Source organism: Ruegeria sp. CDSA033, assembly GCF_059612305.1.
In genome coordinates, this window is the sequence record NZ_JBXWQI010000003.1 from 231,338 (window position 1) to 255,546 (window position 24,209).

At 57.9% G+C, this 24,209-nt stretch carries 23 protein-coding genes; 8 read left to right on the forward strand and 15 right to left on the reverse strand.

Going from position 1 to position 24,209, the window contains the following annotated elements; translation table 11 throughout:
- Window positions 1-238 precede the first annotated feature (238 nt).
- On the reverse strand, window positions 239-673 hold the full coding sequence (gene hpaR / locus AC2FLA_RS06235) for a homoprotocatechuate degradation operon regulator HpaR (RefSeq protein WP_496721294.1): 435 nt from the start codon (window positions 671-673) through the stop codon (window positions 239-241).
- Between the two features lie 240 nt (window positions 674-913).
- Here hpaR and AC2FLA_RS06240 point away from each other — a divergent pair, with 240 nt between their 5' ends.
- Entirely contained in the window at window positions 914-2,326 is a 1,413-nt protein-coding gene (locus tag AC2FLA_RS06240; protein WP_496721295.1) for a pyridoxal phosphate-dependent decarboxylase family protein, read from the forward strand.
- Between the two features lie 15 nt (window positions 2,327-2,341).
- A complete protein-coding gene (locus AC2FLA_RS06245; RefSeq protein ID WP_496721296.1) occupies window positions 2,342-3,112 on the forward strand; it encodes an HpcH/HpaI aldolase family protein in 771 nt (256 codons plus the stop codon).
- 4 nt (window positions 3,113-3,116) lie between these two features.
- On the opposite strand, the gene AC2FLA_RS06250 is transcribed toward AC2FLA_RS06245, so the two are convergent.
- Window positions 3,117-4,259 (reverse strand): DUF3095 domain-containing protein, encoded by a 1,143-nt coding sequence (locus tag AC2FLA_RS06250; RefSeq protein ID WP_496721297.1) that lies wholly within the window; start codon window positions 4,257-4,259, stop codon window positions 3,117-3,119.
- A 139-nt stretch (window positions 4,260-4,398) separates the two neighbouring features.
- On the opposite strand from AC2FLA_RS06250, the gene AC2FLA_RS06255 reads away from it, so the two are divergent.
- The 3 genes from AC2FLA_RS06255 to AC2FLA_RS06265 all read left to right on the forward strand — a co-directional run bounded on the left by AC2FLA_RS06255 (window position 4,399) and on the right by AC2FLA_RS06265 (window position 7,763).
- Complete coding sequence (locus AC2FLA_RS06255; protein WP_496721298.1) at window positions 4,399-5,571, forward strand: MFS transporter; 1,173 nt, start codon at window positions 4,399-4,401, stop codon at window positions 5,569-5,571.
- Between the two features lie 23 nt (window positions 5,572-5,594).
- Window positions 5,595-6,629 (forward strand): glycosyltransferase family 4 protein, encoded by a 1,035-nt coding sequence (locus AC2FLA_RS06260; protein WP_496721299.1) that lies wholly within the window; start codon window positions 5,595-5,597, stop codon window positions 6,627-6,629.
- 111 nt (window positions 6,630-6,740) lie between these two features.
- Window positions 6,741-7,763: an aspartate-semialdehyde dehydrogenase gene (locus AC2FLA_RS06265; protein WP_058275078.1), complete on the forward strand. Its 1,023-nt coding sequence runs from the start codon at window positions 6,741-6,743 to the stop codon at window positions 7,761-7,763.
- A 147-nt stretch (window positions 7,764-7,910) separates the two neighbouring features.
- On the opposite strand, the gene AC2FLA_RS06270 is transcribed toward AC2FLA_RS06265, so the two are convergent.
- From AC2FLA_RS06270 to AC2FLA_RS06280, 3 genes are all read right to left on the reverse strand, one after another.
- Window positions 7,911-9,056, reverse strand: a complete 1,146-nt coding sequence (locus AC2FLA_RS06270; protein ID WP_496721385.1) for a M24 family metallopeptidase — start codon at window positions 9,054-9,056, stop codon at window positions 7,911-7,913.
- Between the two features lie 60 nt (window positions 9,057-9,116).
- Complete coding sequence (locus AC2FLA_RS06275) at window positions 9,117-9,653, reverse strand: SRPBCC family protein (RefSeq protein ID WP_496721300.1); 537 nt, start codon at window positions 9,651-9,653, stop codon at window positions 9,117-9,119.
- Window positions 9,654-9,757: 104 nt separating this feature from the next.
- Window positions 9,758-10,408, reverse strand: coding sequence for a carbonic anhydrase (locus tag AC2FLA_RS06280; protein ID WP_113791237.1), 651 nt, complete (start codon window positions 10,406-10,408; stop codon window positions 9,758-9,760).
- A gap of 153 nt (window positions 10,409-10,561) precedes the next feature.
- Between AC2FLA_RS06280 and AC2FLA_RS06285 the strand changes: the two genes are divergently transcribed.
- The 3 genes from AC2FLA_RS06285 to AC2FLA_RS06295 all read left to right on the forward strand — a co-directional run bounded on the left by AC2FLA_RS06285 (window position 10,562) and on the right by AC2FLA_RS06295 (window position 13,122).
- Entirely contained in the window at window positions 10,562-10,942 is a 381-nt protein-coding gene (locus AC2FLA_RS06285; protein WP_496721301.1) for a hypothetical protein, read from the forward strand.
- A 63-nt stretch (window positions 10,943-11,005) separates the two neighbouring features.
- A complete protein-coding gene (locus tag AC2FLA_RS06290; protein ID WP_496721302.1) occupies window positions 11,006-12,388 on the forward strand; it encodes a leucyl aminopeptidase family protein in 1,383 nt (460 codons plus the stop codon).
- On the forward strand, window positions 12,385-13,122 hold the full coding sequence (locus tag AC2FLA_RS06295; protein ID WP_496721303.1) for a C40 family peptidase: 738 nt from the start codon (window positions 12,385-12,387) through the stop codon (window positions 13,120-13,122). The genes AC2FLA_RS06290 and AC2FLA_RS06295 overlap by 4 nt, the downstream gene beginning before the upstream one ends.
- Here the strand turns inward: AC2FLA_RS06295 and AC2FLA_RS06300 are convergent.
- The 10 genes from AC2FLA_RS06300 to AC2FLA_RS06345 all read right to left on the reverse strand — a co-directional run bounded on the left by AC2FLA_RS06300 (window position 13,119) and on the right by AC2FLA_RS06345 (window position 24,027).
- Window positions 13,119-13,469 carry a DUF2794 domain-containing protein gene (locus AC2FLA_RS06300; RefSeq protein ID WP_058275250.1) on the reverse strand — a complete coding sequence of 117 codons (351 nt, stop codon included), beginning with the start codon at window positions 13,467-13,469 and terminating at the stop codon, window positions 13,119-13,121. The two genes, AC2FLA_RS06295 and AC2FLA_RS06300, sit on opposite strands and share 4 nt — an antisense overlap.
- Window positions 13,470-13,545: 76 nt before the next feature.
- Window positions 13,546-15,210, reverse strand: a complete 1,665-nt coding sequence (locus tag AC2FLA_RS06305; protein ID WP_496721304.1) for an ABC transporter permease — start codon at window positions 15,208-15,210, stop codon at window positions 13,546-13,548.
- Between the two features lie 119 nt (window positions 15,211-15,329).
- On the reverse strand, window positions 15,330-16,547 hold the full coding sequence (locus AC2FLA_RS06310; RefSeq protein ID WP_496721386.1) for a phenylacetate--CoA ligase family protein: 1,218 nt from the start codon (window positions 16,545-16,547) through the stop codon (window positions 15,330-15,332).
- 19 nt (window positions 16,548-16,566) lie between these two features.
- Window positions 16,567-17,400, reverse strand: coding sequence for an ABC transporter ATP-binding protein (locus AC2FLA_RS06315; RefSeq protein WP_496721305.1), 834 nt, complete (start codon window positions 17,398-17,400; stop codon window positions 16,567-16,569).
- A 72-nt stretch (window positions 17,401-17,472) separates the two neighbouring features.
- Window positions 17,473-18,753, reverse strand: coding sequence for an ABC transporter substrate-binding protein (locus tag AC2FLA_RS06320; RefSeq protein WP_496721306.1), 1,281 nt, complete (start codon window positions 18,751-18,753; stop codon window positions 17,473-17,475).
- Between the two features lie 75 nt (window positions 18,754-18,828).
- Window positions 18,829-19,905, reverse strand: a complete 1,077-nt coding sequence (locus tag AC2FLA_RS06325; RefSeq protein WP_170411018.1) for a branched-chain amino acid ABC transporter permease — start codon at window positions 19,903-19,905, stop codon at window positions 18,829-18,831.
- A gap of 3 nt (window positions 19,906-19,908) precedes the next feature.
- Window positions 19,909-20,166: a hypothetical protein gene (locus AC2FLA_RS06330; RefSeq protein ID WP_058279215.1), complete on the reverse strand. Its 258-nt coding sequence runs from the start codon at window positions 20,164-20,166 to the stop codon at window positions 19,909-19,911.
- A gap of 4 nt (window positions 20,167-20,170) precedes the next feature.
- A complete protein-coding gene (locus AC2FLA_RS06335) occupies window positions 20,171-21,157 on the reverse strand; it encodes a branched-chain amino acid ABC transporter permease (RefSeq protein ID WP_496721307.1) in 987 nt (328 codons plus the stop codon).
- Between the two features lie 29 nt (window positions 21,158-21,186).
- The gene (locus tag AC2FLA_RS06340) at window positions 21,187-22,005 is read right to left on the reverse strand and encodes an ABC transporter ATP-binding protein (RefSeq protein ID WP_058275088.1); all 819 of its coding nucleotides are present in this window, start codon (window positions 22,003-22,005) and stop codon (window positions 21,187-21,189) included.
- Window positions 22,006-22,083: 78 nt separating this feature from the next.
- Entirely contained in the window at window positions 22,084-24,027 is a 1,944-nt protein-coding gene (locus AC2FLA_RS06345; RefSeq protein ID WP_496721387.1) for an AMP-binding protein, read from the reverse strand.
- Between the last annotated feature and the right edge of the window lie 182 nt (window positions 24,028-24,209).

The following is a 24,209-nucleotide window of genomic DNA, read 5'->3' on the forward strand; positions in this document are numbered from 1 at the left end:
TTGCCTGTAGGCGGGTGCAACTGAATCAGAGAGCGACGGCCAAAGACCTGTACCCCCACACGGTCTTTGCGTCCGGATGTCCGCCTATTTTCAGGTGGCTGTTTCTCTGAGGTGTGAGCCGGATAAATCCATCCGGCCACAGGCCAGACACGCAGTCCAGTCAAAGTCTGGCCACCCCGCCGGAGGATACCCATACTTCTCTGGCGGGGGCAAAAGCCTTTGCATGCCCGACGTGCGATCAGGTCTTCAAATCATGCAGATCGTTCAGCAGGTCCAGCAGCGCTTCGTGCCGATCCGGGCCCAGCTGGGTCTTGATCTCTTCAGCCAGACGAAGTGTCACCTGCATGTTGTCTTGGATGATCTTTTCGCCCTTGGCCGTGATATCGATTATCTGACGACGCTTATCCTCGGGATGGACCCGACGCCGGATCAAATCCTTGGCTTCCAGTTTTTGCAGAATGCGCGTCAGACTGGGCAACAAAAGGCACGATCGATCCGCGATATGCGTTGGCTCTTGAGGGCCTTCTTCTTTCAGAACACGCAGAACGCGCCATTGCTGTTCCGTAACACCCGCATCAGCCAGCATATGTCGAATGGGCCCCATGACCCTTTCGCGCGCCCGCAACAGTGCAATCGGCAATGAGCGGGACGTATTAGGCAAGTCGCTGGTCATAGTGGAATTTTTGCCCAAATTGGATCAAACTGCAACTGGTCAAGCATTTTACCCATGATATCAGGAACTTGACTGTGTAATATACGACCCTTTTAGGCGCGGTGCTGCATCGAGACGCATGTCAAAATTAGTAAACAAAGCAATTAATATTGACGTTTTCTTCAGAATGACGATCACTGGACGCACAAAGAAACTAAGTCCCGGTCCAATCCCGGGGTTGGCAGAAATCTGAGGGTTGCGATGAAGTGGGACGAGTTTTCGGATTGGGGCAAACGAATTGCCGAGTGGACGCAGGATTACCACCTGACTGTAGGCGACAAACCCGTCCGCGCCCGGACTGAGCCGGGGGATATCCTCAACGCCCTACCCGCGCTGCCACCCGAGCACGCACAGCCACTGGAGGACGTGTTTCAGGATTTCGAACAGATCGTGATGCCGGGGATAACCCATTGGCAACATCCAAGGTTCTTTGCCTATTTCAATTCGAACGCCTCTGCCCCGTCGGTCCTAGCCGAGTTTCTGGCCAGCGCCATCGCACCGCAATGTATGTTGTGGCAGACCTCACCAGCCGCGACCGAATTGGAAACGCGGATGATGGACTGGTTGCGCCACGCGCTGGATCTGCCCAAGGGTTTCGCTGGCGTTATTCAGGACTCCGCCTCATCCGCGACTCTGGCTGCCGTGCTAACGATGCGCGAAAAGGCGTTGAAATGGCAGGGAAATCAACAGGGTCTTTTTGGGCAGAAACCCCTGCGCGTCTATTGCTCGGCCGAAGTGCACACCTCGGTCGATCGTGCCATTTGGGTTGCGGGGATCGGGCAAGACAATCTGGTGCGGATTCCGATCAAGGGAGATTGGCGCGGGATGGATCCCGCAGCACTGGAAGCAGCGATTCAGGCCGATTTAGACTCTGGTTTGCATCCGGCAGGCGTCATCCTTTGCATTGGTGGCACGGGAACGGGGGCCACCGATCCCGTTGATGAATGCCTGAAGATCGCCCAGAAATACGGGCTTTATTCCCACGTAGATGCGGCCTGGGCCGGATCGGCTATGATTTGCCCGGAATACCGCCACTACTGGCCTGGCGTGGATCAAGCCGACAGCATCGTGTTCAACCCGCATAAATGGCTGGGCGTGCAGTTCGATTGCTGCGCGCATTTCCTGAAAGACCCCGATGATCTGGTGCAGACGCTGGCGATCAGCCCGGAATACCTCAAAACTCACGGCAAGGATGGGATCATCAACTATTCGGAATGGTCGGTGCCTCTGGGTCGCCGGTTCCGGGCGCTCAAGCTGTGGTTTGTAATACGGGCCTATGGTCTGGAAGGGCTGCGCGCGCGGCTGCGCAATCACGTGAACTGGTCCGTGGCGCTGCATGATCGACTGGCTGCCGAGGCGGATTTCCAAATCGTGACCCAGCCCATGTGGTCGCTTTGGACGTTCCGCTATGCACCCACGGGCCAAACAGATCTGGACGATTTGAACCTGCGCCTGGTGAACGCCATCAATGACGACGGCCGCATCTATTTGACGCAAACCCGCGTGGATGGCGACCTGGTGATCCGGTTCCAGGCCGGTCAGTTCGAAACCACCGAAGACGATGTTCGAATGGCCTATGACGTCATAACCGAAATCGCCCGCTCACTTACATAAACAGGAGGTCCGGCCATGCCAGTCCAGAAAAACAGCTTCAAACAGGCTCTAAGAAGGGGAGATCGACAGATCGGCTGCTGGATGAGTTTTGCCGAATCCATCACTGCCGAAATTATGGGCACCGCCGGGTTCGACTGGCTGGTCATTGATGGTGAACATGCGCCGAACGATATCCGATCAATACGTGATCAGCTTATGGCGTTGGCGGCCTGCGCCTCGCATCCGGTGGTGCGGGTTCCGGTTGGCGACACCGCTTTGATCAAGATGGTGCTGGATGCCGGGGCGCAAACCGTTCTGGTACCTATGGTCGAAACCGCCGATCAGGCGCGACAGTTGGTTCGGGACTGCCACTATCCGCCGTCAGGTGTGCGCGGCGTTGGGGCCGGTGCGGCCCGGGCGACAATGTACGGCTCGATCCCCGAGTACATTCAAACTGCAGACGACCAAATCTGCCTTCTGGTGCAAGTGGAAAACCGCGCCGGAATTGCCGCGCTGGATGATATCCTGAAGGTCGACGGCATCGACGGGGTGTTCATTGGCCCAGCGGACCTGTCCACGGACATGGGGTTTCAGGGAAACAGCGCAGCACCCGAAGTGCGCGCTGTCATTGCGGATGCCATAGCGCGTATCAAGGCCGCCGGCAAAGCGCCCGGCATTCTGGGCACCAATGACGAGGCCAGTCAAGCATATTATGAAATGGGTGCACAGTTTCTTGCGGTCGGCATTGATGTGATGTTGCTGGCGCAGGCATCCCGGACGTTGGCGGCAAAATGGAAAGCTAAATAGCGCGTCAGGCGTACATGGTGGCAGCGGCCTGCGCATAACCACCCGAAGCCCCATCCACAAAGTGAACATGATCGTCGCGCGTCGCCGAGGGGACGATACAGGTCATCATCGCCTCGTCCTGCGCATGCAGCCCATAGCGGATCTTTCCCTGTCCGCGCGCCTGTTCAAGCATCATCCGGATTTGCGTCAACGTGGCGGCGTCACAATCCAGCGTCATTTTCAGCCCGTCATCGAATTTACGGTAATCGGCGTTACGGCTGACCATACGCTTGTAGTGCCCGGGTTCGAAGTTGCCCAACCGTTTACCCGATACGAACAACAGGGCGATCAAAAAGTTCTGGCCCAGCAATTTGATCCGCTGCAGCAACAAATTGTTCCCGGCTCGTGATACGCGGGCATCCAGGCCAACATCCGGCGGCGGCCAGCTGATCGGCGGGCCATCTTCTGGTACTGGATGACCCGAACGCTCCAACCCCTCCGAAGCTGACAGAACCGAGCGGGCCAAATCCGCAAAGTCACTCTCGGTCGCATTTGCTGTGGGCTGAACGACGACCGAGACGATCTGACCATTGCGTGCCTTGCTGTTGGACCAACGGCAGGACAAACCGGTTAGGTCGGGCTGTGCACCAGGTTTGGCAGGCGGCACCGTAAAGGTACCAGCCTTCATCTGTGCCTCGGCCCAGGCTAACCCGCCGCCTGAGAACATGGCGTAATCTACCCCGTCGGACGGCGCATAGCGCGCGACCCGCAGGTCTTTTCCTGCCTTACGAATTTCGGCCACCGGAATCAACGCCGCGCGTAGCGAGATCGAGAATTCTTCTTCCGCCCAGCGCCTGAGGTCCGCCAAAACCGCTTTGGCGGTGTCGATCTCACTTGCGGGCACGGCGAATCCGGCGCCGTCGCCGCCAAAAACATAAGGGAACTCCTTGCCGTGGAGCGCGTTGATCATAGCCGAGATCACCGCCGCGCCGACCATATTCACCGTCTTGTATCGCCCTTTTGCGATCTCACCGGTGGAGTCAACGATATCAGCCACGCCCAACGCCCAATCGCCCGGAACAGCAGAGAAACGCGCCGGATCCACCAAACGGGTAAAGTCCCGCAACAGGGGAAGACTGTCATAGAACGCGGCCTGGGCGTCTTTCATTGGCACCTCGGATAATCGGTAAGAACAAGGATAGCCCGAATATGATCACTGTCCGGTGAAATCGGTATAGCACACGCGCTTGTGTGTGGCACCGTGACGTGCCAAGCATTTCTTCGCCGGTTTGGGGGAGAGGGTTTTCATGAAGGCAGGTCTGGTGGTGTTGTGCCTGGGCTATGTGCTCAGCCAGTTCTTTCGCGCCTTTCTCGCAGTTCTCAGCGTTGATCTGGGGCGCGATATCGGGGCCACGCCCGAGGATCTGGCCTTTGCGTCAGGTCTTTGGTTTCTGATCTTTGCCGCCATGCAGTTGCCCGTAGGCTGGGCATTGGACCGAGTTGGACCGCGCCTGACGGCGGCGGTCTTGCTGCTGGTCGGTGGTGCCGGCGGAGCGGCATTGTTTGCCCTATCCAGCACTCCCTTTCACATCGCCATCGCCATGGGGCTGATCGGGGTCGGCTGCTCACCCGTTTTGATGGCGTCTTACTATATCTTCGCCCGCGAATTCCCACCTGCCCGCTTCGCCACTTTGGCGGCTGTCATGCTGGGAGTTGGATCGGTTGGTAATCTTGTCGCATCGTACCCTACTGCGCTGGCGGTCGAGCTGATGGGATGGCGCGCCACGATGGGGACGCTGGCCGTTTTTTCCGCCGCGATCGCGTTGGGCATCTGGTTCAGCGTGCATGATCCCAAACGTGTCGAGACCGAACACAGGGGATCGGTGCTGGACCTGCTGAAAGAGCCCGCCCTGTGGGCGATCTTGCCGCTGATGCTGGTGGCCTATGCCCCGTCGGCGGCAACGCGCGGCCTTTGGGCCGGGCCATACCTCAGCGATATCTTCGGCCTTAGCACCACCCAGATCGGGACAGCGACCTTGATCATGGGGGCCGCGATGATTGCAGGTACATTTGCGTATGGGCCGCTCGATCGAATGCTGGGCACCCGAAAATGGGTGATCTTTGGCGGCAACGCGCTGGGCACAGTGGGGCTGGTTCTGATGTGCCTTTGGGTCGACAACGCGGTTTGGCTGTCGGTAGTTCTGATGGCAGCGATCGGGTTTCTGGGGGCCAGCTTTCCGGTCATCATGGCTCATGGACGGGCCTTTGTGCCGCCGCATCTGGTTGGGCGCGGCATGACCTTGCTGAACCTCTTCGGCATTGGCGGTGTAGGACTCGCGCAATTCGTCACCGGCCGCATCCATGCCGCCACGGTGGACATCAGCCCAACCGCGCCCTACACAGCGATATTCGGCTTTTTTGCGGTCACGCTGGCCATTGGCTGTGTGATCTATCTGTTCAGCCGAGACAGCGTCGACTGACGCTGGAACTGCCAGGAGTGTCCATGTCCGACCCGCGCGTCATTGCCCCCAACCTCAAACGCAGGCTTTCAGGTGTGACCGCGACGATTGCCCGATTGGTGCCGTTGCAAGTGCAGTGGATCGACATCGCCGCTACCGGGCCGGGTCTGCCGGATGACGTCCCACATATCCCGCTGGGCCGACTGCCCTTTCTGTCGCGCAAAACGCTGCGTGTCTGGCACGCGCGCCGCAATACCGAGATGCTGCTGGGTCTGATCCTGCGCAACGTGCTGCGGCTGCGGTTGAAGTTGCTGTTCACCAGCGCCTCGCAACGCGCGCATTCGGGTTACACCAAATGGCTGATCGACAAAATGGATGCGGTCGTCGCGACTTCGCGCAAAACCGCCGGGTATCTGGAGAGAGATGCGCAAGTCATCATGCATGGCATCAACTTGCAGGATTTCACACCGCCCGAAGACAAAGCCGCAGTTCGCGCGCGGCTGGGTTTGCCAGATGGTCTATTGCTGGGCTGCTACGGCCGCATTCGTCACCAGAAGGGCACCGATGCCTTTGTCGACGCAATGATCGACCTGTGCGACCGCTTCGACGACGTCCATGGCATCGTCATGGGCCGCGCCACGGAAAAGCACACCAGCTTCCTGACCGAACTGAAGGACAAGGTCGCCAAGGCGGGCCTGTCCGACCGCATTCTGTTCATGCCCGAGGTGACCGTCGATCAGATCGCCGAATGGTATCAGGTGCTGGACCTGTTCATTGCCCCGCAACGGTGGGAAGGGTTCGGCCTGACGCCGCTGGAAGCAATGGCTTGCGGCGTGCCGGTTGTTGCCACGGATGTAGGCGCGTTCTCCGAAATCGTCACCGACCCGTCGCTGGGCCGAGTGGTCGAACCTGGTGATATCCCCGCGCTGGCCAACGCCGCCGCCCAGTTGTTGTCCGACCGCGATTCCCTTGCGCGTTCTGGAGCCGTCGCCCGCGCCCATATCGAGCAGAATTTCGACATCAATGGTGAGGCAAAGACGCTTGTCGCGCTCTATGAACGTCTTTTGACCGACACCTGAGGCGATGCGCCACGTCAAATCGGTGTCATTGCGCGAAATAAACCCCGAAAACTCTTTTTTATTTGCTGCAACGCGGCTATGAACGCGCGTCCTTAACATTGGAGACATGAAATGGGCTATCGCGTCGTAGTCGTCGGCGCCACGGGTAACGTGGGCCGCGAAATGCTGAACATTCTGGCTGAACGCCAGTTCCCCGTCGATGAACTTGCTGTTCTGGCAAGCCGTCGTTCGCTGGGCACCGAAGTAAGCTTTGGCGACACGACACTCACTACCAAGGATCTGGACACGTTCGATTTCACCGGCTGGGACATGGCGCTGTTTGCCGTAGGGTCCGAGGCGACCAAGGTCTACGCCCCCAAGGCGGCCAAAGCTGGCTGCGTGGTGATCGATAACTCGTCGCTCTATCGTTATGACCCGGACATTCCGCTGATCGTACCGGAATGTAACCCGCAGGCGATCCACGACTACAAAAACAAGAATATCATCGCCAACCCCAACTGCTCGACCGCGCAGATGGTTGTCGCGCTGAAGCCGCTGCATGACCGCGCGCGCATCAAGCGCGTCGTCGTGTCGACCTATCAGTCGGTGTCTGGCGCCGGTAAGGAAGGCATGGACGAGCTGTGGGATCAGACCAAAGCGATCTATAATCCCACTACGGACGTGCCGCCGAACAAGTTCCAGAAACAGATCGCCTTCAACGTCATTCCCCAGATCGACGTCTTCATGGAAGACGGCTCGACCAAGGAAGAGTGGAAGATGGTTGTTGAGACCAAAAAGATCGTCGATCCGTCGATCAAGGTCACAGCCACCTGCGTCCGCGTTCCAGTCTTTGTTGGCCACTCTGAGGCCGTGAACATCGAGTTCGAGGAATTCCTGGACGAAGATGAGGCCCGTGACATCCTTCGCGAGGCTCCGGGCATCATGGTGATCGACAAGCGCGAACCCGGCGGCTACGTCTCGCCGATCGAATGCGCGGGCGATTTTGCCACGTTCATCAGCCGGATCCGTCAGGACTCGACCGTTGAAAATGGTATCAACTTGTGGTGCGTATCTGACAACCTGCGCAAAGGTGCTGCTCTGAACGCAGTACAGATTGCGGAACTGCTGGGCCGTGAGGTTCTGAAAAAGGGCTGATCATACACCCCAAAGACGTTAAGTCAGAAGAACCCGCCGACCCGGCGGGTTCTTTTTTGCGTATAGCCAATTCGCGGCCACCAGCTTCGGACAAAGGGATGGAAGACGGCAGGCGTTTTGAACCTGTGAAGAGTACGATCAAAGTCTTCAGAGAATGACAGCATCCAACGACTTTGGATGTTCGGTTACAGCTTCCCAGCCATCTTCCGTAACAATGAAACTGTCGCCTACCTGCGCACGAAACGTATCCACTGTTACCGACCCATCTACGGCAAAAATCATTCCAGGCTGCAAGACGGTCTTGTCGCCAGTAACCAACTGCGGTTTCTCTAAATAGCTAAATCCCGTCGCACGTCCACATCGAAACGGATACTCATACCCCGCGCTCTGAATGGCCTCTGCATAGGCAGCATGTACGCTTTCGGCGGTCACGCCCGGACGCAGAGCATCTAACGCTGCCGCTTGGCTGGCAACAGCAACTTCGTAGATGCGTTCTTGTTCCTTATCCACGATCTCGCCGATCCAGAAAGTGCGGTCGAAGCCCAGTTTGAAACGGTGGAAATTGGTCATTCCGCAGAAACAAAGAAATACCGGCTCGCCTCGTCTCATGATCCGGGTGGTCGCGCGATGATGGGTTTTGGTGATGGTGTCTCCCGAGGCCATGATTTGCAGAAAATGAGTGTTGGGAGACATATCTGCCGCATCGTAATGCGCAGCTAGAAGCTCTGCAGCCTTTCGTGTGCCCGCCTGAGACGTCGCGAGCGCGACTTCAAATTCCGGTACTCCATCTCCAATGGTTTTGCGTCCGGCCTCCATCATCGCCATGGCCACCTGTCCCGCATGGCGGGCCAACTTGAGTTCATCGACGGACTTAATCATGCGCATCTCAGCGAGTATTGGCGTGACGCTGACTATCCGTTCTGCAGGAACAAGTTTCTCCACAAAGGCGCGAACAACCGGTGGCATAAGATCGGGTTCAACCCCGACACTTAATGCGCCCTTTACTGCGGTGGGAAGTTCGGCTCTCCACTCGTCGCCCATTCCGTCGTTCCACGCGGCGATACGCCCGACTTTTGCCAAAGAGAGGGCTGCGTTCAGATCAATGGTGGGCGTGATCAACAGGCATTCGCCATCGCTGTGCACGACCAGGATCGTTGGTCTGCCGAACTCCATGTGAAGGTAGTCGTAGTAACCGGTCAAATAGTAGACGTTGTCGTCGTCCGTAACGAGGGCAACGTCGATTCCGGATTCACACATATGGCTCTGGAACTTTTGCATCCTCTTAGCAAACATCAACGGCTCCCTCCTGAGGTTGTAGGGCGAGCATTTTATGAGATTTCAGGCATTTGCCGCTCACCCTTGCTGCTCAACCAATGCCTTGAGGTTTGTCAGACCGCGCTCGTAATCTCCGCCGACCCACTTATCCATCATCAGGCCCATCCAGCGAGACATGGGGTTCATGCCTAGATCGGATTCGAACCCCCAGGTCACCTGAGTCTGTTCACCCTCCGGCGTCAGATCGAAGGAGGCCGATGCGGACCCCATCGGACCGAAATCAAGCGCCGTTTTGACGGTTTGATCCGGAACGCTTTCTACGATTTCCTGTGACCCAGTACCAACCTGCGGGTGTTCTGATGCCCAATTCAAGGTGTTGCCAACGCCCGCCTCAGGTCCGCTGTAGGACAGCTGGGTTTCGGGATCGCGCGTCAACCAAGGTGACCATTTTTCAGTTTCCTGCATCGAATTCACGTAAGGAAAGATCGCGCTGGCGGGCGCGTTGATCGTGATGCTGCGGGACAGTTCGGCCTTGCCGGGCAAAAGGTATGACACGCCAACCAGAACCAGGATAAGAACAAGCAGAGTGATGAGAATACGTTTAATGAATCGCATGACGCGCTCCTGATCGAAAGAGTTTGGTTTCGATCATAACAAAAAATGGCGCGAAATCAGAGACCTGATCCACGCCATTCGAAAATTCTCAGATGCCGGCCCGTTTAGACAACCACGAATTTTTTCTCGGCCGGGTCATAGCATTGCAGGCCACCTTCACCGATGTCGGTCCACAGCCCATGCAAGCTCAGCGAGCCGTCATCTACCGCAGAGGACACGAAGGGAAAGGTCATCAGGTTCTCCAGCGACGCGACGACTGCCTGCCGTTCAAACTGACGCGCTTGATCGACGCTGTCTTCAACATCGGCAACCAGTTCATATTTCGGTTTCAGGATATCCATCCAGCGACCAACGAAGCTTTCTTTTGCTTCCAGTTGAGGGGCGTTACCCTTGCACATGTCGATGCAGCCTTGAACGCCACCGCATTGCGAATGGCCCAGCACAATCAAATGCGCGACTTTCAGCGCCGTAACCGCGTATTCGATGGCCGCGCTGGTGCCGTGGTGATCTCCATCGGGGGCATAAGGCGGTACAAGATTGGCGATGTTGCGATGAATAAAGAACTCGCCCTGATCGGCACCGAAGATCGATGTGACGTGAACCCGGCTGTCACAGCACGAAATCACCATCGCACGCGGGCGCTGCCCTTCGGTGGCCAGACGGCGATACCAGACCTGGTTCTCCGAATAGGTGGTGGCTTTCCATCCGTGGTACCGCTTGACCAGATAGGTCGGCAGAGGTTTGGCTAAGTCCATTCTCATGTCCCCGTTCTTTTGTCTGTCGGCTGCTGTAACCTGAATTCGCAGAAAATTCGACCCATTTTCCAGCATCGACGCAAGGTTTTGCAAAGGATTCTACCGCCAATGTCCACCTATGCCGTGGGGGCGTAGAGAATTGGGGTAGATGTGGTGGATAAAATAGTCACGCTTGAACAAAAGGAAACCGTTCGGCTGGATACAGACCGCTTGAACGGGCTGTATCGCCAATTGGGCGACAAGAACGCATTGGATGTATTGTGCCGCACGGTCGAGGAATTGGCCGTGCGCCTGTCAAACTGCGAGCGGTTTTGGCGTCAGCGCGACTGGGCCGGGCTGCGGAAATGCGCGCGGTCACTGGTGGCCATTGCCGAACAGATTGGCATGACCGCGTTGGCCCGTGTCGCCGGTGATGTGGCGCAATCTGTGGATGCCGGGGATGCGGTCGCGACGGGGGCCACCCTGTCGCGCCTGATCCGTGTAGGTGAGAAATCGCTGACCGTGATCTGGGATCAGCAGGATCTTTCCCTCTGACGGGGCTTGCGGACGGATCGTGGGCAGCTAGGCTGGGCACAAATCGAACCAGCCGAGATGTCCATGACCCTGTCCTTCGCTTCGCCGTCCGAACCCTCTGTGCCGCTGCATATCATTTCGCAACCCGATCTCGACAGTTGGCTGAAAGACCAGCCAAGCCACATCGCATCGTGGGTCGAGGCCAGCGGATTCACCGGGGCCATGGGACAGGCTCTGCTGATCCCTCAATCGGATGGTGTGCCCCTAATGGCTTTGGCGGGTTACGGAAAAGGCAGCAAGCGCGCGCGCAAACGGTTCCCGCTGGCAGCGGCGGCCCAAGCCTTGCGGAAGGGAACTTATCACATCGCGTCCGGTGTGCCCGCAGATGCGCTAAGCAACGAGTGCCTGGGTTGGCTGCTCACAGGATATGCCTTTGACCGTTACGCCAATCAATCACCTGCCAAGGCACGACTCGTTGCACCCGAAGGTGTCGATGCCGCGCGGATCGAGGCGCTGGCCAGTGCCGAGGCGCTGACCCGCGATTTGGTCAACACACCGGCCTCGGACATGGGGCCGGATCAACTGCAGGCCGCAGCCGAGGATTTGGCGCAGGAATTTGGCGCGACATGCACTACGGTTCAAGGCGACGCCCTGCTGGATCAGAATTTCCCGCTGATTCACACGGTCGGACGCGCCGCCGCGCAAGCGCCGCGCCTGATCGAGATGACATGGGGCGACACCGGGCCCAAACTGACCCTTGTCGGCAAGGGTGTGTGCTTTGACACTGGCGGGCTGAATCTGAAACCAGGGAATTCGATGTCCCTGATGAAAAAGGACATGGGCGGCGCGGCCAATGTGCTGGGTTTGGCGGGGATGATCATGGCAACAAAGCTGCCTGTGCAACTGCGCGTGCTGATCCCGGCGGTCGAAAACTCGGTCGCCGGTAACGCATTTCGTCCGGGTGATATCCTGACCTCGCGCAAGGGTCTGACGGTTGAGATCAACAACACCGACGCCGAAGGGCGGTTGGTTCTGGCCGACGCATTGGCGCTGGCGGATGAGGGTGAACCTGACCTGATTATCTCGATGGCGACCCTTACCGGCGCGGCACGGGTAGCGGTTGGCCCCGATCTGGCGCCCTTTTACACTGATGACGATGGCGCGGCAGACGCGCTGGCCAACGCTGGTCGGCAATCGGCCGACCCGGTCTGGCGGATGCCTTTCCATGAACCCTATGAGGCGATGATCGAACCCGGAATCGCCGATCTGGACAACGCGCCTTCCGGCGGATTTGCTGGCTCGATAACCGCAGCCCTGTTCCTGCGCCGCTTTGTCGGTGACAGCCGCTATATGCATTTCGACATCTATTCCTGGCAGCCCAGCAAGGCCCCCGGGCGCAGCAGAGGGGGGCTGGGCCAAGGGCCGCGTGCCGTTCTGACCGCCCTGCCCGAGATTCTGAACCTATGACCCGCCTGCGCGTCATAAAGCCGGTTGTCGACCTTTTGCGCAGCCCAAAGGGTCCCAGGGACCGGCAGCTGTTGTTTGGCGACCCGGTAGATGTTGTTGAGGAAACTGATGGGTGGAGTCGGATCACCTCGGACAAGGACGGCTATCCCGGTTGGGTCAGGTTCGATCAGCTGGGACCTGAGGCGCAACAGACCCACTGGGTCACCGCGCCCGCGACACATGCCTATCAACAGCCCGACATGAAAAGCCCGGACCGCGTATCGCTGAGTTTCGGCAGCAAATTATGCGTGCTGTCGGAACAAAATAGGTTTCTGGAAACAGAACTGGGGTTCATTCCGGCGATTCACGCCAAACTCAGCGCAACGCACCTGACCGATCCCGTAGCGGTGGCCGAGCTGTTTCTGGGCACACCCTATCTTTGGGGGGGAAACAGTCGCTTCGGTATTGATTGTTCCGGGTTGGTTCAGGCCGGCTTGCTGGCCTGCGGCATACCCTGCCCCGGTGATAGCAGCGATCAGGAACGCGAACTGGGTACGGCGCTGCCCGCCGGAGCGCCAGTCAAACGCGGGGATCTGTTGTTCTGGAAAGGCCACGTGGCATGGGTCTATGGCGAGAACATGCTGCTACATGCCAACGCCTACCACATGGACGTGACGTTCGAGCCAATGGATCAGGCGATCACACGGATTCTGGAGCAGGGTGACGGGCCCGTAACAGCCCACAAAAGGCTCTAATCAAGGTCAACCGACCGGATCAGCTTGCGTTCCAACACGCGCAGCACGGTGCGCAGGTCATGGCCTCGCTTCAAGATACGCCCGTCCATGCCGATCACTGAATACATCCCCTGTTTGGACCGCAGACGAGGGTGTTTTTCGACCCGGTAGATCGGATGCTCTGCCGTGCGTCTGAAAATGGAAAAAACCGCCATATCGCGCAGGTTGGAAATGCCATAGTCACGCCATTCTCCGGCGGCGACCATCTTGCCATAGACAGACAGTATATGTGACATCTCGCGCCGGTCGAACGCGACGGGCATCTGGGCCGAGTTTGCAGAAAACCGGCTGGGAGGCTGCATGTTCATACCCTCAGCCTTGCCGGAAAACGCATTTGAATCAAGTCCGGTGCCAACAGGTGTGGTAATTTTGAATCGTTTCGTCCTACCGCCGCCCAACTTGGCGACAGATCAGAATCACCGGCAAAAGCCCAACTGCCAGGATCACAAGCGAGGGAACCGCTGCCCCCTCCAACCGTTCGTCCGAGGCCAGACGATAGGCCTGGACCGCAAGCGTATCAAAGTTGAATGGGCGCATGATCAAGGTCGCGGGCAGCTCTTTCATCACATCCACAAATACGATCAGCAAGGCTGTCAGCAGCGAGGGTGTCAAGATAGGTAGATGCACACGGCGCAAGGTGCCCAGAGGTGATTGGCCCAAAGACCGGGACGCAGCATCCATATTGGCGTGCACTGTGCTCTGCCCGCCTTCGTAAGCGCTGAGCGCTGCCGCCAGAAAGCGCACCATATAAGCTGCTACCAGCAACCAAATCGAACCCGTCACCAGCAGACCAGTCGAGACGTCGAAAGTCTGGCGCATCCACGAATCCAGCGCGTTGTCGAATCTGGCGAAGGGTACCATCAGGCCAACGGCGATTACGCCGCCGGGCACCGCATAGCCCAACCGCGCCAGATAGCCTGTGGTCGATGATCCCCGACCCGGGCGAAGGCGCTGAAAGAACCCAACGCAGATCGCAGCGCAAACCGTGACCACGGCGGCCACTCCCGCAAGTGTCAGCGAGTTTTGAATGAACCCGAGATATCGCCGCGACAGTAGGTTTTGTTCCGAGGTCAGGCCCATCTGGATCAGGATAAATACCGGCAGCAAGAACCCCAGCACCACTGGAATAGCGCACAAGGTTATGGCAGCTGCGGATTGCCAGCCCTTAAGTTGCGCCGAAGGCAGCGAGGCATGGCTTTTGCCTGCCTGATAGTACTTTGCCTTGCCGCGCTGCGTCCGCTCGGCCACGGCCATGACCAGCGCAAAGCCCAGCAGGCACAAGGCCAACTGCGCCGCACCCGCCCGGTCGCCGATCGAGAACCAGCTTGTGTAGATGCCCGTGGCAAAGGTCTGAACGCCAAAATAGGCGACGGTTCCAAAATCGGCGATGGTTTCCATGATGGCCAGCAGGACACCACCGGCAATGGCCGGGCGGGCCATCGGCAAAGACACGTGCCAGAATGCCAACCACGGGCTTTTGCCCAGCGCACGGGCGGCCAGAAAAGCGGTGGCGCTCTGCTGCAGAAACGCGGCCCGCGCCAGCAGGTAGACATAGGGGTAGAGCACAAGGATCAGCATCACCGCCGCGCCCTCGGTCGAGCGGATTTCCGGGAACCAATAGTCGCGCGGCCCCCAACCTGTCACGTCGCGCAGCGTGGTCTGCACGATACCGGGGTGATCCAGAATGAACGTATAGGCATAAGCCAGAACATAGGCCGGAAAAGCCAACGGCAGGACCAGTGCAATTTCCAGAAAGCGCACACCGGGAAAGCGTGTCATCGTCACCAGCCACGCCGCGCCAACCCCAATAGAGAACGTGCCGACAGCCACCAAAACGACAAGGATCACGGTTGTCAGCGCATACCCGGGTAAAACCGTCTCGAACAGATGTGAGACCGTATCCGTACCCCCCGTCACCGCCGCCAGAACAACCGCAACCATCGGCAGAAGACAAGCCGCTGCCACCAAATAGGCCACAGTGGCCACCAACCGGGTGCCCAACGCGCCGCGATTGCGTTTCCCGTGTTCTGAATACTCGATTTCGGCCATGGACCCGGATTGTAACTGGCGTTGGCTATTGATCAGCCTTTAATCGACTAAAATGCTAAGAAACACCAGTGCAGGAAAAACAAATCTGCGGCACATACTGCCGCAGACATGGCTCGGGGCTATTCGTAAACGCGCTGATCCTCGATCACCAACCCGTCCTTCGGCAGTGATCCGGGGGTTACAACCTCGATTGCGCCTTTCAGTTTCAGCACTTCGACTACGGATTTGGCATAGGCCATGTCGTCGCCTCCCGCGCTTTCGATCTGAACGGTCATGGTGTCCATCTCACCCTGACGGGCGGCTATGACGCGGGCTTTGACTATTTCCTCGTGCTTATCGACCAATGCTGCCACCTGTTCAGGGCGCACAAACATGCCCTTGATCTTGGTGGTCTGATCTGCGCGACCCATCCAGCCTTTAATACGCAGATTGGTCCGCCCACAGGGCGACACGCCCGGCATGATCGCGGACAGATCACCAGTGGCAAAGCGGATCAGCGGGTAGTCAGGGTTCAAAGAGGTCACGACAACCTCACCCACCTCACCTGGCTCTACCGGTGTTCCGGTGCCTGGGGTGACAACCTCGATAAGGACATGTTCGTCAATGATCATCCCTTCCATCGCGGCGCTTTCGTAGGCGATGTTGCCCAGATCGGCCGTGGCATAGCATTGCAGGCAGGAAATACCCCGATCGGCATAGTCCTGACGCAAAGATGGGAACAGCGCGCCGCCGCCCACAACAGCCTTAGAGAATTTCAGGGCCACACCCATCTCATCCGCCTTGTCCAGAATGACCTTCAGGTAGTCCGGCGTGCCTGCATAAGACGTGCAGCCCACATCGCGTGCCGCGGTCACCTGCAATTCGGTTTGACCGGTACCCGCTGGCAGCACAGCGGCCCCTACCGCGCGCGCGCCGCTCTCAAAAATCATACCAGCTGGCGTGAGATGATAGCCGAAACAGTTTTGCACGATATCTCCGGGTCCGACGCCGGCGGCGTTCAGGAAACGCCCCATGCGCCACCAATCATGATCCGTGCTGCCGGGCTCATAAATCGGACCGGGCGACTGGAACACATGATGGAAATGCCGCGCTGGCTTGACGGTAAACCCGCCGAATGGCGGGCGCGACGCCTGCGCCGCTGCCAAGTCCGATTTCCGCAATACCGGCAGTTTCACCAGATCGTCGGCTGAAATCACTGCGCTGGTATCCGCATCCGCCAGATGCGCGGCAAAGCCCGGAGCGGACAGGGCGCGGTCAATCTGAGTACGCAGCGCCTGCGCCTGATCAGCGGAGCGTTCATCGGCTGATCGGGTTTCGAGAGCGTCGTAATAGGTCATCGCCAGATCCTCCATTCGCTTACAACCACCTCTTGCGGCGGCGGTAAGATCGCACGTCACGGAAGCTTTTGCGGCCCTCGTCGGACATGCCCAGATAGAATTCCTTCACGTCTGGATTTTCACGCAGATCGGCGGCAGGGCCGTCCATCACGACGCGCCCGGATTCCAAAATATAGCCGTAATGCGCAAACCTTAGAGCCACATTGGTGTTCTGTTCGGCCAACAGGAAAGAAACACCTTCTTTCTCGTTCAGGTCCTTCACGATACCGAAAATCTCTTCAACCAGCTGCGGCGCAAGTCCCATCGAGGGTTCGTCCAGCAGGATCGTTTCGGGTCGGGACATCAAAGCCCGGCCCATTGCAACCATCTGTTGCTCACCACCCGAAGTGTAACCTGCCTGCGACCGGCGGCGTTCTTTCAGACGGGGAAAATATGTGTAGACCAGTTCAAGGTCCTGCTGGATGGCAACCTTGCCATCCTTGCGGGTATAGGCGCCCGTCAGCAAGTTTTCCTCGACCGTCAGGTGTTCGAAACAATGGCGGCCTTCCATCACCTGGATGACGCCCTTTTCCACCAGATCGGCGGGATCGCTTTCATGCACGCTGGTGCCGCGATATTCGATCGTTCCCTTGGTGACTTCACCGCGCTCGGAATGCAGCAGGTTCGACACAGCCTTGAGCGTCGTCGTTTTTCCTGCACCGTTGCCGCCCAGCAGGGCCGTGATACCGCCCTTGGGCACAGTCAGGCTGACGCCTTTCAGAACGAGGATCACGTGATTGTAGATCACCTCGATATTGTTGACCTCAAGCAGGGTTTCCGACTTGGTGTCAGTGGTTTGTGCCGCATCCAGCATCTGCGCGTGTCCTTAAGCGAGTGTGGGGTTCGGGACGGCGGTCTGCCGCCCCGGTTTGTTCAAAGCGCTGTATCAGCAACGCCCTTCAATGTTGTTTTCTGCTGCATAGGCCGCAGAATCTTCATCGATCAGCGCGCCGATCACTTCACCATCGGTCTGCTTGAAGTCCGAGATCAGCGTCCAGGTCTTGTTTGCTGCATCCCACTGCGTCACACCCACAAGGGCGTCACCGCCGTGGTTTTCGCATGAGACCGAGAAGGTCGGACCAAAGTTCGCAAGGCCCAGTTCGGCCATCTTCTCTTCGGTCATCTCCAACGCTTCCATGCCAGCGCGCATCTCGGCCGGAGTGATTTCCGCATTGCCCGAGATTTCCTGAGCTTTCTTGATGGCTTCAGCAGCAAGGACGGCTGCGTATAGACCACGGTTATACAGAACCGTGCCAACTTGATCGCCCGCACCAGCCGCCTTACCTGCGTCGACCACGTGTGTCTGCAGGTCGTCAAAGACCGGGAAGTCCGTGCCCACGTTGTGGAAGGTCAGCGCCTTGTAGCCATTGGCGGCTTCGCCCGCTGGCAGCACATCGTTTTCAGAACCGGACCACCAGATGCCGATGAAGTTCTCCATCGGGAACCGGATGTTTGCAGCCTCTTGCACTGCAACCTGATTCATCACGCCCCAGCCCCACATCAAGACATAGTCAGGACGATCACGACGGATTTGCAGCCACTGTGACTTCTGCTCCTGACCCGGATGATCGACCGGCAGGGCGACCAGTTCAAAGCTGTGCTTCTTGGACAGCTCTTCCAAGGTGCGGATCGGTTCCTTGCCATAGGCAGAGTTGTGATAGACCAGCGCGATTTTCTTGCCGCTCAGATCGCCACCGTTTTCCTCAAGCAGGTAATTGACCGCGCCCGAGGCCCCGTCCCAATAGTTGGCCGGATAGTTGAAGGTATGGCTGAACACGTCGCCGTTCTTGGCCGAGGTCCGGCCATAACCCATCGTGTGCAGCGGAATGTCGTCTGCGGTGACTTTTGGGATCAGCTGATAGGTGATGCCAGTCGACAGCGGCTGATACACCAAAGCGCCTTCGCCCTTGGTGGACTCATAGCATTCCACGCCCTTTTCGGTGTTGTAGCCGGTTTCGCATTCGACCATCCGGATCGGAACACCGCCGATGCCGCCATCGCGCTCATTCAGCAGGGTGAAATAGTCGTTATAGCCATCCGAGAACGGAATGCCGCCAGCGGCGTAAGGCCCGGTACGATAGCTCAGATCGGGGATCACAAGATCCGCCAGAGCGGGTCCTGCAGCCATCAGGGCGCTTAGCGCCGCGGTTGCCAATTTCAATTTCATCGGGTGTCTCCTCCCTTGGTTAGTCCGATGTTGCATTCAGGCTTGTGCCGCCCGTTTTTTCATTGGGCCGATCCCTTAGTGTGGGAACGGCCATAGTCTGAGTTTTTCTTTCGCCACACGCCACAGCTGCGCCAGCCCGTGCGGTTCCAGGATCAGGAACATGATGATCAGCGCGCCCACGATCACCAGCTGTAGATGCGCCACGATATCCGTGGGCCAGCCCAGAACGTCGACGCCCACCACTTTCAGGACCACCGGCAGCAAAACAAGGAAAGCTGCACCGGCGAACGATCCGAAAATAGACCCCAACCCGCCAATAATGATCATGAACAGGACCAGGAACGATTTCTGGATACCAAAGACTTCGCCAACCTCGACCGCGCCGAGATAGACCGCGAAGAACAGCGCGCCCGCGATACCGATGAAGAACGAGCTGACGGCAAAGGCGCTCATCTTGGCCTTCAATGGGTTTACCCCGATGATCTCGGCTGCGATATCCATGTCTCGGATTGCCATCCATGTCCGGCCCGTGGTGCCGCGCGTCAGGTTGCGTGCGATCAGGGCGCTGACGGCCAGGAAAATCAGGCAGAACATATAGGTGGCCCAGGCAGGGGCATTCGGACCAGTGATGATGATGCCGAACACATCCCGTTCCGGCGCGTTGATCTGACCCGAGGCCGAATAGTTGTAGAACCACGGCACACGGTTAAACAGCCACACAAGGAAGAACTGCGCCGCCAGCGTGGCCACCGCCAGATAAAACCCCTTGATCCGCAGACTTGGCAGGCCGAACAGCACACCGACAATGGCCGTTATGCCGCCAGCCAGAATAACATGGATGAACATGCTGACATCAGGGAATGAGGTCATCAGCTTGTAACAGGCATAGGCGCCCACAGCCATGAAACCACCGGTACCCAAGGATACCTGCCCGCAATAGCCCACAAGGATGTTCAACCCGATTGCCGCAATGGCGTAAATCAGGAACGGCAACAGTAGCGCATTGGCCCAGTAGTCATTGATGACGAAGGGAATGATCCCGAAAGCCACCGCCAACACTACATAATACCGATACCGGTCGAACTTGATCGGAAAGGTCTGGCTGTCATCTGTGTAGGAGGTTTTGAAATCCCCGGCCTCACGATAAAACATGTCTTACTTTCCCCATTCTTCCTGCGCCCGGTTGCGGGCCTCGGCGTTCAGCTGCTTGGAGCCTTTTGCATATCCGCTCGCCTCTGAGGCGCGCACCAGTTTCATGTAGGCCAGGATGCCCATGGCGAGCCCGGCAAAAGCCAGAATTGCTGCAATCACCAACTGGCCTTCGGTCAAATCGTCCGAGGTGAGCGCGATGTAGCCAAAAGCCCAGAACCCGGCCCATGCGATCACGTTGATGATGGCGATCAACTTGGTCATGTCGCTAGACCCTCTCGATGATCTTCTCACCGAACAGACCTTGCGGCCGGAACACGAGGAAGATCAGCGCCAGAACATAAGCAAACCAGTTTTCGGTCGCGCCCCCGACCAACGGACCAATGGCGAACTCGAACAGTTTCTCACCGACACCGATGATCAAACCACCCACGATGGCACCAGGGATCGAGGTGAATCCACCCAGCATAAGCACCGGCAGCGCCTTGAGCGCGATCAGTGACAGTGAGAACTGCACGCCCGATTTGGTGCCCCACATGATGCCTGCAACCAGTGCGACAAAACCCGCAACCGACCACACCATAATCCAGATGAAGTTCAGCGAGATGCCGACCGACAGAGCCGCCTGGTGGTCATCCGCCACCGCGCGCATCGCCCGGCCCTGCTTGGTATATTGGCTGAATGCGACCAGTGCGGTCACCAGAAGCGCGGCAATCACCGTCGCCACAATGTCCAGATTGTCGATAAAGAAGCCGTAACCGAAGATGTTGAACGTGGTCTCGTCGATCCAAAGGTTGATACCCTGCGGCAGACCGACATCCAGTTTCTTGATTTCAGATCCCCACATCAGGTCAGCCACGCCCTCAAGGAAATAGGCCAGACCGATGGTCGCCATGAACAGGATGATTGGCTCTTGCCCGACCAAATGCCGCATCACAAAGCGCTGCACCGCCCAGGCCAACAGAACCATGACCCCCATAGTCAGGATAATCGCCAGAAACGCTGGCACATTCCATCCGAACTTGTGGATATGAGTCCCGAATGTCGCGTTGATCAGATGGGCAAACGGGACCTGCCCGTTCATGATCCCGACCAGCGTCATGGCGGCAAACAGGGCCATAACCCCTTGAGCATAATTGAAAATCCCAGATGCTTTGTAGATCAGAACAAAGCCCAGCGCGACCAGAGCGTACAGCACACCCGCCATAAGACCGTTGAGGAAAACCTCCATCGCGAAAATCAGCTGATCAGGCATGTGCGCCCCCTCTCATGTCTGTCAGTTGCTCAGTCATGGCTCACCCCCAGATAGGCGTCGATGACTTCCTGATTGCTGCGCACCTCATCCGGGGTGCCGTCGCCGATCTTCTTGCCGTAATCCATTACGACCACGCGGTCGCTCAGGTCCATCACCACGCCCATGTCATGCTCGATCAGGGCGATGGTGGTGCCGAACTCGTCATTCACGTCGAGGATAAAGCGGCTCATGTCCTCTTTCTCTTCAACGTTCATGCCGGCCATTGGTTCGTCCAGTAGCAACAGCTTAGGCTCGGCCGCCAAAGCGCGGGCTAACTCGACCCGCTTTTTCAACCCGTACGGCAGGCGGGAAACCGGCGTCTTACGGATGTGCTGAATTTCGAGAAAATCGATGATTTTCTCGACCGCTTCGCGGTTTTCAACCTCTTCTGCCTCAGCCTTGCCCTTCCACATGGCCTGCTGAAAGAGGTTGGTTTTCATATAGTTCAGCCGCCCGGTCATGACGTTGTCCAGCACGCTCATGCCTTCGAAAAGGGCAATGTTCTGGAACGTCCGGGCAATACCTTGCCGCGCAACTTCATAAGGGCGCATCTGCGGACGCTTGGCCCCATGGAACCAGACCTCGCCCTCCTGCGGGATATAGAACCCTGAAATCACGTTCAGCATTGAGGATTTACCGGCCCCGTTCGGGCCGATGATGGCGCGGATCTCGCCCTCACGGATATCGAACGAGATATCCTTGATCGCCACCACACCGCCAAAGCGCAGGGTGATGTTCTTCATCTCCATCACCACGCCGCCGATCTTGCGGCCGTCTTCGGTGACATATCCTTCGGAGTTATCCAACATCAATCACTCCCTGACTTGCGGAAAAACGGGACGGCGGGCGGGGCGATGACCGCAGGTCGAGCGGCGCATGACCGGCCCTCATTCCGCCGCCACCTTGTGCTGAGCAACCGGCACGACCGGCGCATCGATAATCTCAAGCGTTGCGCTGATCGAACCCTTTCGCCCGTCCTCATAAGTCACTTCGGTCGTGGTCGAGACCTGCTTGGACCCGTCATAAAGCGCATCGATGATGTCGCTGAACTTGTCCTCGACAAATCCGCGGCGCACTTTCCGGGTGCGGGTCATCTCACCATCATCCGCGTCCAGTTCTTTGTGCAGAACCACAAAGCGATGCACCTGACAGCCCGACAACATCTCATCAGCGGCTACAGACTTGTTCACCTCTTCGACATGGCTTCGAATCGTCTCTAACACTCGGGGATTCGCTGTCAGCTCCTGATAGGATGCATAGGCCACGTTGTTGCGTTCGGCCCAGTTCCCAACAGCCGTCAGGTCGATATTGATAAACGCAACGCAGCGGTCCTTGCCGTTTCCGAACAGGACAACCTCGAGGATATCAGGATAGAATTTCAGCTTGTTCTCGACATATTTCGGCGCAAACATCGAACCATCGGCCATTTTGCCGACGTCCTTGGCGCGGTCGATGATCCGCAGATGGCCCGAGCTTTCTTCGATGAACCCGGCATCCCCGGTTGCAACCCAACCCTCGGCATCTTTGGTCGAGGCCGTGGAATCCGGGTTGTTGTAATACTCGACGAACACACCGGGTGAGCGATAGTGAATCTCACCCTTGTCGTCGATCTTCAGTTCCACATCGGGCGCAGGCACACCAACGGTGTCGGCGCGCACCTCACCATCCGGCTGAACCGTGATGAAAACTGTCGCTTCGGTCTGACCGTAAAGTTGTTTCAGGTTGATGCCGAGCGAGCGGTAGAAATCAAAAATCTCCGGCCCGATCGCCTCACCCGCCGTATAGCCCACACGAAAGCGGCCATAACCCAGCGTATCCTTGAGCGGCCCGTAGACCAACATATTGCCCAGCGCGTATATCACGCGGTCGCCGAACCCCACCGGCTTACCGTCCAGCAGCAGCCCGCCAACTTTCTTGGCATGCGCCATGAAGTGATGGAACATACGCTGCTTCAACTTGCCTGCGTCCTCCATCCGGATCATCACATTGGTCAGCTGAGTTTCAAACACTCGTGGTGGGGCGAAGAAATAAGTCGGCCCGATTTCGCGCAGATCGGTCATCATCGTGTCGGCGCTTTCGGGGCAGTTTACGCAAAAGCCGCACCAATAGGCCTGACCGATTGAAAAGATGAAATCGCCTACCCAAGCCATCGGCAGGTAAGACAGGATGTCTTCGTTCCGGTTCAAATGATCGAACTCGGCGGAGTTCTTGGCGCTTTCGATCACATTCCGGTTCGACAGCACCACGCCTTTGGGTTTGCCCGTGGTGCCCGACGTATACAACATGACGCAGGTGCCGTCGTATTCGATCTCGGCAATCCGACGATCCAATTCCGCGTCAAAGCGCGCGTGCCCGGCGCTGCCTTCGGCCATCAGATCGTCCAATGCGTTCATCTGGCTGTGATCGTATTTCCGCATCCCCCGCTTGTCGGTGTAGAGGATGTGTTTGACCTGATGCAGGTTCTCCTGAATCTCGATGACCTTGTCGACCTGCTCCTGATCACCACAGACGACGTATTTCGCACCGCAATGATCCAGCACATAGGCCATCTCTTCGGCGACTGCGTCCTGATAAAGCGGCACCGGCACGGCACCCACCATCTGAGCCGCAACCATCGACCAGTAATGCGCCGGACGATTGCGCCCGATCACTGCGATGTGGTCGCCTTTTGCGATGCCAAGTTCCAGAAAGCCCAGAGCAATCGAACGGATTTCTCTGGCCGTTTCGGCCCAGGTCCAGCATTGCCAGATTCCGAATTCCTTTTCCCGGTAGGCCGGGGCGTCCCCGAACCGGGTCGCATTGCGGTGTAGCAGCGCCGGAAGAGAGTGCATCCCTTCAGCGCCCAACTGCGTCTGAGCCAATCTCTTTCTCCTCCCCATCCGACCCCTCCTCCGGGCCGGAAATGGCAAACCCGAGGATCAACCCCGGACGCCAACGCCCCGATAAGGGACGCAGGAAAGATCAGCGTCAACTTTTTCCTGATGTTTTCTCAATTCTTACGAATTGTAACAGG